This window comes from Paenibacillus sp. FSL H3-0329 (assembly GCF_037963285.1).
GTDB classification, from domain to species: Bacteria; Bacillota; Bacilli; order Paenibacillales; family Paenibacillaceae; genus Paenibacillus_AQ; species Paenibacillus_AQ odorifer.
Map to the genome: position 1 here is coordinate 3,883,381 of NZ_CP150150.1, position 13,014 is coordinate 3,896,394.

Here is a 13,014-nt window from a genome sequence, read left to right on the forward strand (position 1 = left end):
TCATTAAGACAACAATACCTGCACTTCGCCGGATACCGGCTTTGGTTCGTACTTATATTCAATGTCATCCTCTGACTCAGAGTATACGATAGATAGGTCATAACCTTCCATATACCACAAGTCCTGCTCCTCCATGTAGAACACAATATCATCCTGTTTGACCTGAATAGCTGGACGCCCAGGCGCTTCTGTAGCAATGCCCAGCGAAAAACCGGGGTGAAGTCCACCTCCCGAGCTATAACGGGGAAATAAACGAATATAGTCTCCATTCTTAAGGTCCAATTCTCTCTTAAACCAAGCTGCCGCTGCTTGACTAATTTCCATGTTCATTTCTCTCAGCTCCTTTGTATATTCTAATCATAACGAAAATAAGTCGATATTCAAACAACTTTATGCAATTAATGATTTCCCAATCCATTTAAAATTAAGTTTGACAAATTCGCGAACCGGATGATAAACTCTGAACATAACTAAACGTCTTCTAGTTATTACCAAATTAATGAAAGGGGTGAGCGCGGTGTTTACGAAGTTACAGCCATATTATTTTACTATTGTTGGAATTTTTACTCAACCGAATACCGAAGCAGCCCAAGTGATTAAGCCATCCTGAAGTTTTTGCGAGTCTTATGGACCGTATAACTTTAGTTCTTGAAGGTCTCTCACATGCTTGGTGCTGTAACGCACCGTGCGCATGATAGCTGTAAATTACAGGCATATCGTCCGTTTTCGGATGATATGCCTTTTTTGTTTGCTGAAGAGATAATCACTTGCGCTTTTATCAGCATCACAAGCAATCATTACAACCTGAAAGGAAGGGATTTACTTGTTCTCTGTTCTTCGCGATCTCGGCTGGTTTTTTCGCCGAGAAAAAAGGCGTTACCTGATTGGACTCATATTACTCATAGGTGTAGGCGTTCTTGAATTACTCCCTCCACGTCTGCTAGGCAATGCCATTGACGACATAGTACGCGGTTCGATTACTACAGCTTCGCTTGCCAAATATATCGGCATGATCTTTATTTTGCTGCTAGTTATTTATTGGATTACCTACATATGGATGCACAAACTTTTCGGAGGTTCCAACCTTGTTGAGCGCCTGCTGCGCTCCCGATTTATGAATCATCTTATGACTATGACACCCTCGTTCTTCGAAAAAAATAGAACTGGTGACCTCATGGCCCGGGCAACCAATGATATCAGAGCCGTCTCAGCTACCGTAGGATTCGGGATGCTTACACTGGTGGATTCTACAATCTACCTCACGGTTGTGCTGTTTGCGATGGGCTTTCTCGTGAGTTGGAAATTGACCCTTGCAGCAGTATTACCATTACCCCTAATTGCAATAGCTATGATTTTTTATGGTAAAGCTATTCATGATCGATACAGCTTAGCGCAGGATGCATTCGGAGATATGAATGACCAAGTGCTCGAATCTGTCTCTGGTGTGCGCGTAATCCGTGCTTATGTCCAAGAGCGTCTTGATGAAAAACGTTTCTCGGATATTACTGAAGATGTTTACAACAAAAATATGGCCGTAGCTCGTGTCGATGCTTTCTTCGAACCAACTATCCGCTTCTGCGTTGGACTCAGCTACATTATTGGTCTTACTTATGGGATTTACCTTGTATTCCGCAATCAGATCACACTGGGTGATCTAGTCTCCTTTAATATGTACCTCGGTATGATTGTATGGCCGATGTTCGCTATTGGAGAATTGATCAACATTATGCAGCGTGGCGGAGCTTCCCTCGAACGTATCGACGAGACGTTAAACTCCAAACCCGATGTTCAAAATGCTGCCCATCCTGTTCAAGTTCCCCATCCTACTCGAATCGAGCTTAACGATGTGACTTTCCGTTATCCTTCTTCGACGATTGACAATCTAAGCCATGTCAACTTAACCCTGAACCAAGGGCAGACATTAGGTGTAGTCGGGCGTACAGGAAGCGGGAAATCTACACTGCTCAAACAATTGCTCCGCGAATATCCGACAGGTAATGGAGAGATCCTTATCTCTGGCGTGCCTATTCAACAGATTTCCCTGGATCAGCTGCATAGCTGGATGGGTTATGTTCCGCAAGAGCAAATTCTTTTCTCCAAATCCGTTCGGCAAAACATTCAATTTGGTCTAGACAACGCCGATGACGATACGATTATGCAAGCCATTACAGCTGCCGCTTTCCAGAACGACCTGGGCACATTGTCCGATGGTCTGGATACTCTGGTGGGTGAACGTGGTGTATCTCTCTCCGGTGGACAAAAGCAACGTGTCTCTCTGTCCAGAGCTTTTATCGCTAATCCTGATATTCTTATTCTGGACGATGCCTTATCAGCCGTTGACGCTCGTACGGAAGCTCAGATTATCGACAATATCCGGAATGAACGTGCCGGAAAAACCACATTAATCTCTACTCACCGTCTCTCCGCCGTCCAACATGCCGATATGATTGTTGTACTGGATAACGGACAAATCGTTGAGCGAGGTACACATCAGGAGCTGTTGGATTTGAATGGCTGGTACCGTGAACAATATGATCGGCAGCAAGTCGAAAATAACTTGTCGAATGATTAAACTACAACCATAAATAAACGAGCTACGACTACGCAAAACATTTTAGGAGGTGTCACGGTTGACACAAAGTACAGGCAAACGCCTGCTGGAATATGCATTGACCGCAAAGAAAACCTTTATCGCAGCCCTTCTGCTGCTTTCAATCGGGGTAGCGGCAGAGCTGGCAGGTCCATTTATAGCCAAAAGCATGATCGACAATCACATGCTGGCCATCGAGAAGCCCTATTTCAGCACCACGTCTCCCGATAAGGCGGCTGAATATAACAATAGTTTATACAAACGCGGCGATCGCTTTGAGCCTGGTGAAACTAAAGGCCAAGAAATTCGTGTTCTTCAAGCAGGGAGAAGTTTTTATTTTATTAACGAAGCTGTAACACAGCCTGACGGTGAACGAAAGTTCATCGATGGAGAGATGCATATCACCCGTGGTGATAACGAAGTTATCTATCCGGCGGTTAAGCTATCGGCCGATGAGCTGTTCGCTTTTTACAAACCTGAGCTTCCTGGAATCTATCAGTTGGTCGGAATGTATGCTATTTTTCTTGTAATCTCCATCTTTGCTGAATTCGGAAAAACCTACTGGCTGCAATCTTCGGCGAATCAGGTAATCCGGAAGCTGCGGACAGATGTATACGCACATATCCAGCGACTACCCGTTCATTTTTTTGACAATTTGCCTGCTGGTAAGGTAGTGTCGCGGGTTACAAATGATACCGAGGCGATTAAGGATCTATTCATTGCCGTCCTTTCCAATTTCAGCACCGGTATTATCAATATAACTGGCGTATATATCGCTCTGTTCTTACTTGATGTCCGTCTGGGTCTGATCAGCTTGTTCATTGTACCTATTCTTGTGCTGTGGATCGTGCTCTATCGCAAAATTGCGACCAAATACAATACGATCATTCGCTCACGTCTAAGTGAAATTAACGCCATTATTAATGAATCGATTCAGGGGATGTCAATCGTCCGGATATTCCGCCGTCAGAAGCAGCTTAGTGCAGAATTTGAGAACCTGAACGATGATTACTTGAAATATCAGAATAAAATGTTAAATCTGAATGCTTTCACGTCCCACAATCTGGTGAACTCACTTCGTTCTCTCTCTTTTGTGATGGTGCTTTGGTATTTCGGACATGGCAGTATTACTGGTTCAACCTTTGTATCCTTAGGCGTTCTATATGCCTTTGTCGATGTGCTCGGACGTTTGTTCCAGCCTATCACGGGTATGGTGAACCAGTTGGCGAACCTGGATACTTCTATGGTATCTGCGGGACGTGTGTTTACGCTTATGGATGAACCTGGAGAGAATGTTACGGACGGCTCCATGCCACGCTACAAAGGAAAAGTGGAATTTAAGAATGTATCTTTTGCTTATAAAAAAGACTACGTCCTTCGCGATATCTCCTTTGAAGCACGCCCGGGTGAAACTGTCGCTCTTGTAGGTCATACGGGTTCCGGCAAAAGCTCAATCATCAATCTGCTGTTCCGGTTCTATGATCCACAAAAAGGCGATATTACGATTGACGGTCAAAAGGTTACGGATATTCCGAAGCAGTGGCTGCGGAATCACATGGGCATCGTGCTGCAGGATCCGTACCTCTTCACGGGCACCATTGCTTCGAACGTCAGCCTAGGGGATGAACGAATTTCCCGTGAACGGGTAGAACGTGCTTTGCGTGAGGTTGGTGCGGATAAGTTACTCGCTCATCTTCCACAAGGATTTGATGAACCTGTCATCGAAAAAGGAAGTACTTTATCTGCGGGTCAGCGGCAATTGATTTCTTTTGCGAGAGCTCTCTCCTTTGACCCAGCTATTCTCATTCTAGATGAAGCTACCTCCAACATCGATACAGAAACGGAAAGCGTCATTCAGGATGCGCTGGAAGTTCTCAAAAAAGGACGCACCACTTTCATCATCGCTCACCGCTTATCCACGATTCGCAGTGCAGATCAGATTCTAGTCCTGCATCACGGAGAGATCGTAGAACGCGGCAGCCACGATGAACTGATGGCGCTTGGCGGAAGATACTTCCGTATGTACCAGCTGCAAGTAGGTGCCGCTGCTAACAGCTCTGACGATAACGCTGGCGCAAGCAACCGTCCAGCACTCGGAAACTTGCAACCCTCTCTTGAGAAAATGTAATTTACAACCCTGAGTCACTTCATTGTGATTCAGGTTTTTTTCCTGCTTGATCTTAGAACAGATGTTCTGTATTATGGAAATTAATACATATCCTTGGAGGAGTAAACGATGCTTACTTATAATCTGACTAAGAAACAAGCCAGGCTTTTTCTGCTATCTCATCAAAAGTTAACTGCCGGAGCTATCCCTTCCGGAAAACTTAGTATTTATGACTATGTTCGTCACGTAGGCTGCATCCAATATGACCCCCTTAATATTGCCGGCCATAATCATGAGCTGGTCCTCCAAGCACGGATTCCGGGATTTACGCCAGAACTGGTCCAAGAGCTTCTGTATAAAGACAGGTTGCTCGTTGATGGCTGGGACAAGAACATGTCTATTTATTGTACAGAGGATTGGCCTTATTTTAAGCGGAGAAGAACAGCTGCTGCCTCCCACCATCAGGCTAATGAGCCTGTAATGGTCGCTGTAGCACAGGTTCGTGAAGAGCTTCAGAAGCGCGGTCCCCTCTCCTCTTTGGATTTAGACGGAAAGGAGAAAGTAGATTGGGCTTGGGCTCCGACAAGATTATCACGAGCTGCAATGGAAAGCATGTACTTTTGGGGAGAGATTGTTGTCCACCATCGTGTACATACTCGGCGATATTATGATTTCGTTGAACGTTTGTTACCCTCAGAGCTGCTGAGTTCAGCCGATCCAAATGTCACGGAAGAACAATTTCACGATTGGTATGTGTTACGTAGAATAGGAAGTATCGGCTTGTTATGGAATAAATCTGGAGACGGATGGCTGGGCATATCCGGACTGAAGAGCAAAGAGCGTGCGGCGGCGGTTCAGAGATTGCTGGAGAAGGATAGTCTCAGAGAAGTTTGGGTCGAGGGGATTAAGGTTCCGCTTTATATCCGCAGTATAGATGCTCCAACCTTGGAGTCTGTGATGCTGCAAGAATCTGAAGAGATTGGGCTTCAACCACGTGATTCATTTGCGGCTGTTTTGGCTCCGCTGGATAATTTGTTGTGGGAACGCGAGCTGGTTCGGCAATTATTCGGATTTCATTACCGCTGGGAGGTCTATAAGCCGGCAATAGAACGAGAATATGGTTACTATGTACTGCCAATATTATATAATGATCGTTTTGTTGGCAGATTTGAACCGGTGATGGATAAGAAGAAGCAAACATTGAATATTAACAATTGGTGGTGGGAACCTGGAGAAAGCCTAACACCGGAGATGATTCCGGCATTAGGCGAAGCTTTAACTGCACTCTCTCGCTGTGTTAGAGCTTCTTCGGTTCATTTTAGACCAGAGGTTGTAACAGCTTGCGGCTTAGAAGGATTATTACAATAAGTTTTCCTCCTCTAATCCAAGCTTCGTGAACATTTCTGTGCAGTAGCCTTGCAGTTTAACTTCAAGTCTACTTGCTTTATTTTTAAAACGTTTCAGCTCCCGAATCATTTTAGCTCTTCCGGCAGGCGTAAAGGTTTCCTGTATACGCTCTTTAAAGTAATCATGAACGATGTAATTACGTTGTTTCCACACTTCCTCCAACTGAGCGGTTTCTTGCTCCGAGAAAGGAAAATGATGTTGGATTTCTTTGATGAGTTGGCCGAGTGAATTGCTGAGTTTTCGCTGATAAAGGTCTGTCAGATCTGCTTCTGTTGGCGTTTTTCCTTGTGATAGCTTAGTAAGCAATAGCAAGTTGGTAAGCTGCTGCTCGAGGGCCTGTCCATAATAAACTGCCAGTCCAAAATAGGCGAATAACTCTTTCGATTGTTCACTCTCAGGTACATATGTATCCTTCATCTTTTCCCCCACTTCTGTATCCTTGTTCCTTTTATCTATACAAGTTATGTTTTGTTGTAATCCCTCTGTCTTGATCTGTACAAATAAAAACCGATAAGCAGTGTTATATATACTAATGCTTGTGCAAATGAACCTAACAACTCCGCTAATGACAATGTATCAGCTTTCATCATGGCCTCCATTACAGGAGTTACTGGCGGCAACAACCAGATCAAAAAATGAAATATACCAGGCAAACTTTCGCTGATTTGTGCTCCACCCAGTGATAATACAACGATAGCTAATAACATACCTGTTGCGTGACTGCCTTTTTGAATCCAAGAAGATTGAAAGAATAGGGCAATAGCCACACCAAGCATACCCAACAATCCATGTCCTATAAGCGCTAGAATTAACCGATATGCCCCAGGTGATTCTGCGAAATGACCTGTTACCCAAGGATAAAGGACAATCAATAGATCTATCAGCAACGTTAGAAATGCAAGCGTTAAGATACCACCTGCACTATGTTTTGCCGCACTTCGCATGTGAACAACTGCAATCTGCCGATGAACAGCGTGCTCATGATTCAAAAAACTAAGACTCATCCAAGCGCAGCTTATAAAGAACATTACTGCTGTAGCGGCATAGCTATTCATAACTGGATTGGGCTTATAAGAATACAATATCAAGACTGCAATCACAATCCCTGCTAACGGGCCGAAATAACGCTGAGATCGAGTATAACTTCGCAGCATGTAAACGATAAACGGATACACGTAAGACCCCCTGTTCAACTTCTAGGATTCATCCATTTTTCTAAGTCATGCGATCCTCCGCGAGGTTCTACCGATTGTATTGAACCACCCGACTCCAAGATAACCCGCAAAAAAGCATCTGATTCTGAACTTGTTACTGTCAATGCCGTACGTTCTATGTTACAACTATCCTTAAACGTATTTATTGCAATGAAACCTGCCATTTCCTTCAATTGCTGCAGTTTCTGAATCGACAGATTAGACAATAGTATGTATGTAGAGGGTTTAAAGTTCAGCTTCTCTGACCCCTGAATTGACTTTACAATTTTCCCTTCATGTATCACATGAACCTGATCCGCAAGCAATTCAATCCATTGGGGTTCATGTACAGAGAAGACTATAGCAGTACCCTTATTTCTCAAACCGATGAGAAGCTCAGCTAACTTATTCATTGAGGGGAGATCAAGGCCCGACATAGGTTCATCAAGAAGCAGCAACGAGGGACTCCCCAGCAAGCTTTGAATCAAATTAATTTTTTGCAGCATTCCTTTGGAGAAGTTTAGCATAGACTGCTTGCGAAAGTGCTCCAGCTTAAAAAGTTGAAATAACGTTGTTAGCTCCTGCTCGATCAGGACTGGCGCAAGGCCGCTAATCTGTCCCATACTTCGCAAGTACTGTTCTGGGGTCAGCTTCAACCCTGGAAACATCTCAGGTGCATAACCAATTCTCAGATTTGAATCCTTACAACTCAGCTTTCCAGAGGAAATATGGACCAGTCCAGCTAAGATTGACAACAGCGTACTTTTGCCGGATCCGTTCCGTCCGATCAGAGCAGTTGCAGTCCCCTTTTCAATAGTAAACGATACATCTTCCAATACGGGTCGGCGTCCATACTGTTTACTGATCTGTTCTAATTCTATCAGGGGAATAGCAACATCTATACTACCGCTGGCAAAGTTACGATCTACTAAGTTCGCCACTTAACATTCTCCCTTCATATCTACTGTTAATTCTCCGGTTCCCTACGAATTTCCTCTTCTAGGAATCAAAAAAATGAAAGAACTGCTATAGCAGCCCTTTCTAAAACTTCCTTTCTATCCAGTATTCCTCCCCTTTTTTTCTACCAGTAGCATTAATCAAACAGACCCGAATATAAAAAACCAGACTATTGCTATATTTCTACAGCAACAGTCTGGCTATTAGTTCATATATGAGAGTTAAGCTATACGATCTTACGCATATACCTCAACAGCATCGCTAATCAAACGGCATGCCTCTGCAGCTTTACGGCAGGCATTAATACATTCTTGGCAGTGATTATGTATATGCTTGCTGCTCTCATCTGCGCATGCTTCACATATTTCTGCACATAGTTTTAGAATTCCAGATACAAACGGACTTTGACGGGTCATTGCTTGAATGGCATAAGAACAAATATCCGCACATTCACGATCGAGTCGCATGCTCTCACGAAGTGATGCAAGATCATATTCTTTTAGGCTTGAGACATAGCTGTAGTTACAGGCATTCATACTTTCGAGACAAGCGTCAATGCACTCCTGATATTGAATTCGGGTCATAGCCTTCAACCTCCTGCATTTTTAATGGGTATGCCTTACTATTAACCTACAAGATTAGGAATGAACCACAGCTTCTTCTGAAGCAGAACGGATTACAGGCTTCTTTTGATCGTGCCAGGCCGAACTAAAATACGTCCTTCCATCTCCAGCAGCTTCGTGCGTAACTCACTGGATGAGAAGTGTTCCCCGATAAATACAGCTACGTCTGGGACTTCGCCTTGAGGTGTGATTTTCATAAAATCAGCTTCACGGTAAGCATATTGAAAAAGAAAACGACTGGAGGTGTCATTAAAGGTCACAATGCCTTTAGCCCTATAAACATCACGCGGAAGCTCCTTGACGAACTGTTCAAAGGTCTCGCTGTTGACAGGTCGTTTGAAGTAATGTGTGTATGCCATCACGTGATCGTGGGAAGCATGGGTGCCTCCTGAAGGTTGCAGAGCTTCCTCATGCACATGGCTTTCGCTGTCGCTCTCTTCAAGCTGTGTATCCGTAAGAACTCCACCTGCGCTACGCAGGAGCTCCTCTATGTCAATCTCACAACGCTCCGCTGGCATAATCGGTGCATAAGAATTCCATTTTCGCAGAACAGTTGTGATCTCTTCCGCTTCATCTGCTGAGACACGGTCATTTTTATTCAGAATCAAAACAGATGCGCAGCGAATTTGCTCCTGCATCAGTCGATAGGTTGCCCCCTGCTGCGCACGGTACAATTCGAGCAGATGCGCGGCGTCAACGACGGTGATCAAGCTTTTTAGCTCGACTTTTTGATACAGTGAAGTTTCGGTTACACCATCTACAATTTCCAACGGGTTCGCCGCACCTGTGGCCTCAATAACAACCACATCAGGTGATTCCTTCTTGATAAGAGTAGTTAGCTCTGTGCTAAGATCCCCTCGGATAGAACAACAGATACAGCCGCCGAGCAGCTCTGCCATAGGAACGGTTTGCTCAACCAGCAGCCCATCCAGGTTCACTTCACCCAGCTCATTCATCACTACGGCCGGGCGCAAGCCCTGATCTTTCCAATGTTCCAGCAGGCGCTGCAGCAGGGTAGTTTTGCCGCTTCCCAGAAATCCTGACAATATATACACAGGTACAACCTGTTCCATGATTCATCGCTCCTTGCAAATTACGGGTATGGTAGCGAGTTTACTACATGATGCCAAAGCACGCAAGCGGCACACCTATAACCTCAAAAGAATAGCGATTGATAACAAAACTTGTCTTTGCCTTCCCCATACCCTATCATGAGAACATCTCTAATTTAGGAGCTGATCTCATTGTCATCCGTTGAAGAACATCGGAAGGAAGCACCACAATCCGTTTCCTGCTACATCATTACCGTCTCAGACACCAGAACTACTGAAACAGATACCGGTGGAGCATTAATCAAATCCATGCTCGAGGCTGCCGGGTATGAAGTTATTGGTCATACCATTATCAAAGACAACTATCAGGACATTCGTGAACTACTCTATAAAAACGCTGATCACACTGAAGTTGAGGCCGTGTTGCTGACAGGTGGAACAGGAATCTCTCCCCGTGATACCACCTACGAAGCAGTTTCATCCTTGCTTGATAAAACGCTACCGGGCTTCGGTGAGATTTTTCGAATGTTAAGCTACACAGAGGACATTGGTTCGGCGGCAATCCTTAGCCGGGCAATTGCAGGTACGATTGGCAACACAGCTGTTTTTTCTATGCCTGGCTCCACTGGAGCCGTTAAATTGGCTATGGAACGGCTCATTATCCCGGAGCTTCGTCATGTAATGCGAGAGATATACAAACAATAATCCCACCCATTTTTTTTATAAACTAGACAAATAACCAAGCATGCCTTTGTTCTGTGCGTATAATACGGTAAGTTCACACACAAAGGAGCTGAAGGAAATGTCAGAAGGATGTCCAAAATGCCCGGCCCAAACTGTCACTGACCCACCTAAGGTGGTTTATCAAGATTACTACCACCCTCAAGTTGTGAATGTTATTCACCCGGTAGAAATCGTTAGACGCCATCACTGTGTCCCAGTTCCTCGTCATTGCTACACCTATTCTGTTAAAGATATCATGTGCGATAACTCCATGATGCCTAGAGGCAGAAGATAACTCTACTTCATAACTCTATCAAAAGAATCCTATAAGTGAGAGAAACATCATCCATGTCCATCGCATGGGGATGTGCTCTCGCTTTTTTCTGCATAAAAGATTTGACAATCCTGACCAATCCCCCTATAATTTTGAACACTTTACGCGAAAGTGGTTTTTGATTAACCAAACAGTTAATCGGAGAGGAAAGAGATGAGCTCACTCCAAACTTTAAATCGAAAGATCAAAACGGTCGTCAGTCCTTTTCATGAGTTATTATGCAGTCTGCATGTCTTCCATCAACCAGAACACCATCCAACAAGATTACAATGGGCTCTGGAGCTCAAGAAAAGGATGCCTCTTGCTCTACAGGAGAACATCCACACACTTGGGCAGTTGTCAGACCGTTGGATCGCTCTGCTAGATTTACCGGACCGTATGGGTGTCCCTATTTCTTGCAATCAAGGAATCACCCTACTCAAAAAACTTCCGGATGCAGAGCTAGTGTATCTATTTATGAATCAAGAAATTGCACTAAGTACCCTAGTCGAATGGCTGAATGAATCTGAAAGCAAGCGTTCGCTGATGAAGTTGAGTGGAAACGTGAAGTACCTGATAAACAATCTGGCTAGTGTTCGCAAGCTGTTAATCTCAACATTAATTACATACGAACATGATTATTTCGGGCAGGAATGGGACTATATTGAACCATTTATGAACATCTCAGCCGCTCAGTTTCAAGACTTAGCCAGTCGTTCCCCGGAAAAGGCACTAAATACGCTCCACCCACGCCTCCTCGCAGAGAACGGGACTCTAACAGTTCAAAAGGCAGTAACGTATTACTTTTCTTATGAACAGTTTGGACAAGTGTACGTTTTTCCCTCTACATTCATATTTCCGCATCTGCTTGTTGGCTGGTACGAAGATACTTTATTTTTACCACTCACGGTGGATGTTCCCGGTCTTGCCTTTAGTGAAGGACCGCCGAGTGACCTGTTGCGCCAACTCAAAGCTTTAAGTGATGATACGCGGATGCGAATTCTGAAACTACTGTGGAAAAGTCCACATTGTACCAAGCAGCTTGCGCCAATATTGGGTATTTCTGAAGCTGCGGTCTCTAAACAGCTAAAACAACTAAGTGAAGCAGGATTTACCCAATCACAGCGAAAAGGGAATTATTTATTTTATTCAGTGAACAAAGAAGTCTTTGATAATCTTCTCGTTCTGCAGAGGCAGTACCTTGAACAATAAGGTTAATGAAAGGTGTGAGTACAGTTGTGGCATATCGCTATCGCAACCCTAAAAAGAAACCAAAAATCTAATCTTAGAGCCTTTCCCTGGACCTTTACATTCGGGCACATTATTGATGGAGTTTATCTAGTCATCATCTCTTATTTTTCTTATGTGTATCTAATCAATGGGGATATAGATTCAAAATTCGCTATCTATAGTGGCAGTGATGACTATCTGACCTATGTAATTATTGGAGGTATGCTCAGTATATTTTCCGTCAGTATGATGATGAATGTATCCAGGGCACTTATTACCGAATGGAGAGAAGGTACACTTGAGGCACTGTTGCTCTCCCCTTCAAGCCGGAGCGGTTATTTTCTAGGAAACGCAGTCCAGCAGTTGTATCGAAGCGGGGCGGAATTGCTGGTGGTTCTCTTCTTTGGCCTTTTGGCAGGACTTCGGTTCCCCTCTGTTCACTTTATATCTCTCCTCGTGGGAATTTTGCTGTTTTTACTATCATGTTATGCGATGGCGCTGGTGCTAGGAAGCATTATGCTTTATACAAGGGACACCTTCATTGTTCAAAATACTCTATTTACGATAACTGCTCTACTATGTGGATTTCAGTTTCCAAGGCAATACTTGCCTGACTACTTGCAGGCTATAGGTGAGATTTTCCCATTGACCTATGCGCTACAACTGCTACGAGGCACGCTGCTAACTGGAGAATCAATACGATTAATTGATGCATTGCCTATCATACTACTTAGTGTTGTATACATAACGGTTGGTCAATGGACAAATCGGCGCATAGAGCGCGGGTTGTTCGAACGTTTCTAAAACCTTGGAGGGTGA

At 44.1% G+C, this 13,014-nt stretch carries 12 protein-coding genes; 6 read left to right on the forward strand and 6 right to left on the reverse strand.

Annotated elements, in window-relative coordinates; genetic code table 11:
* Positions 1-3: 3 nt before the first annotated feature.
* A complete protein-coding gene (locus tag NSQ66_RS17120) occupies positions 4-330 on the reverse strand; it encodes a HesB/YadR/YfhF family protein (protein WP_076142124.1) in 327 nt (108 codons plus the stop codon).
* Positions 331-823: 493 nt separating this feature from the next.
* On the opposite strand from NSQ66_RS17120, the gene NSQ66_RS17125 reads away from it, so the two are divergent.
* From NSQ66_RS17125 to NSQ66_RS17135, 3 genes are all read left to right on the forward strand, one after another.
* Entirely contained in the window at positions 824-2,572 is a 1,749-nt protein-coding gene (locus NSQ66_RS17125) for an ABC transporter transmembrane domain-containing protein (protein ID WP_036688020.1), read from the forward strand.
* Between the two features lie 58 nt (positions 2,573-2,630).
* Positions 2,631-4,718, forward strand: coding sequence for an ABC transporter ATP-binding protein (locus tag NSQ66_RS17130; protein WP_036688022.1), 2,088 nt, complete (start codon positions 2,631-2,633; stop codon positions 4,716-4,718).
* Positions 4,719-4,826: 108 nt separating this feature from the next.
* Positions 4,827-6,065, forward strand: a complete 1,239-nt coding sequence (locus NSQ66_RS17135; protein WP_076142125.1) for a winged helix DNA-binding domain-containing protein — start codon at positions 4,827-4,829, stop codon at positions 6,063-6,065.
* Here NSQ66_RS17135 and NSQ66_RS17140 read toward each other — a convergent pair.
* The 5 genes from NSQ66_RS17140 to NSQ66_RS17160 all read right to left on the reverse strand — a co-directional run bounded on the left by NSQ66_RS17140 (position 6,057) and on the right by NSQ66_RS17160 (position 9,950).
* The gene (locus NSQ66_RS17140; protein ID WP_038571625.1) at positions 6,057-6,521 is read right to left on the reverse strand and encodes a hypothetical protein; all 465 of its coding nucleotides are present in this window, start codon (positions 6,519-6,521) and stop codon (positions 6,057-6,059) included. The two genes, NSQ66_RS17135 and NSQ66_RS17140, sit on opposite strands and share 9 nt — an antisense overlap.
* A gap of 44 nt (positions 6,522-6,565) precedes the next feature.
* Positions 6,566-7,279 carry a hypothetical protein gene (locus tag NSQ66_RS17145; protein ID WP_076142126.1) on the reverse strand — a complete coding sequence of 238 codons (714 nt, stop codon included), beginning with the start codon at positions 7,277-7,279 and terminating at the stop codon, positions 6,566-6,568.
* 14 nt (positions 7,280-7,293) lie between these two features.
* Positions 7,294-8,238 carry an ABC transporter ATP-binding protein gene (locus NSQ66_RS17150; protein WP_076142127.1) on the reverse strand — a complete coding sequence of 315 codons (945 nt, stop codon included), beginning with the start codon at positions 8,236-8,238 and terminating at the stop codon, positions 7,294-7,296.
* A gap of 252 nt (positions 8,239-8,490) precedes the next feature.
* Positions 8,491-8,838 carry a four-helix bundle copper-binding protein gene (locus tag NSQ66_RS17155; RefSeq protein ID WP_036688030.1) on the reverse strand — a complete coding sequence of 116 codons (348 nt, stop codon included), beginning with the start codon at positions 8,836-8,838 and terminating at the stop codon, positions 8,491-8,493.
* Between the two features lie 92 nt (positions 8,839-8,930).
* The gene (locus NSQ66_RS17160) at positions 8,931-9,950 is read right to left on the reverse strand and encodes a GTP-binding protein (protein ID WP_076142128.1); all 1,020 of its coding nucleotides are present in this window, start codon (positions 9,948-9,950) and stop codon (positions 8,931-8,933) included.
* A gap of 165 nt (positions 9,951-10,115) precedes the next feature.
* Here NSQ66_RS17160 and NSQ66_RS17165 point away from each other — a divergent pair, with 165 nt between their 5' ends.
* From NSQ66_RS17165 to NSQ66_RS17175, 3 genes are all read left to right on the forward strand, one after another.
* Complete coding sequence (locus tag NSQ66_RS17165) at positions 10,116-10,634, forward strand: molybdenum cofactor biosynthesis protein B (protein WP_036688034.1); 519 nt, start codon at positions 10,116-10,118, stop codon at positions 10,632-10,634.
* Between the two features lie 505 nt (positions 10,635-11,139).
* A complete protein-coding gene (locus NSQ66_RS17170; protein WP_076142129.1) occupies positions 11,140-12,177 on the forward strand; it encodes a metalloregulator ArsR/SmtB family transcription factor in 1,038 nt (345 codons plus the stop codon).
* Positions 12,178-12,201: 24 nt separating this feature from the next.
* Entirely contained in the window at positions 12,202-12,999 is a 798-nt protein-coding gene (locus NSQ66_RS17175) for an ABC transporter permease (RefSeq protein WP_076142130.1), read from the forward strand.
* The last annotated feature ends 15 nt before the right edge of the window (positions 13,000-13,014 follow it).

Coding starts and splice junctions, on each gene's coding strand:
- NSQ66_RS17120 (WP_076142124.1), bottom strand. CDS start 330: ATGAACATGGAAATTAGTCAAGCAGCGGCAGCTTGGTTTAAGAGAGAA.
- NSQ66_RS17135 (WP_076142125.1), top strand. CDS start 4,827: ATGCTTACTTATAATCTGACTAAGAAACAAGCCAGGCTTTTTCTGCTA.
- NSQ66_RS17170 (WP_076142129.1), top strand. CDS start 11,140: ATGAGCTCACTCCAAACTTTAAATCGAAAGATCAAAACGGTCGTCAGT.
- NSQ66_RS17140 (WP_038571625.1), bottom strand. CDS start 6,521: ATGAAGGATACATATGTACCTGAGAGTGAACAATCGAAAGAGTTATTC.
- NSQ66_RS17160 (WP_076142128.1), bottom strand. CDS start 9,950: ATGGAACAGGTTGTACCTGTGTATATATTGTCAGGATTTCTGGGAAGC.
- NSQ66_RS17155 (WP_036688030.1), bottom strand. CDS start 8,838: ATGACCCGAATTCAATATCAGGAGTGCATTGACGCTTGTCTCGAAAGT.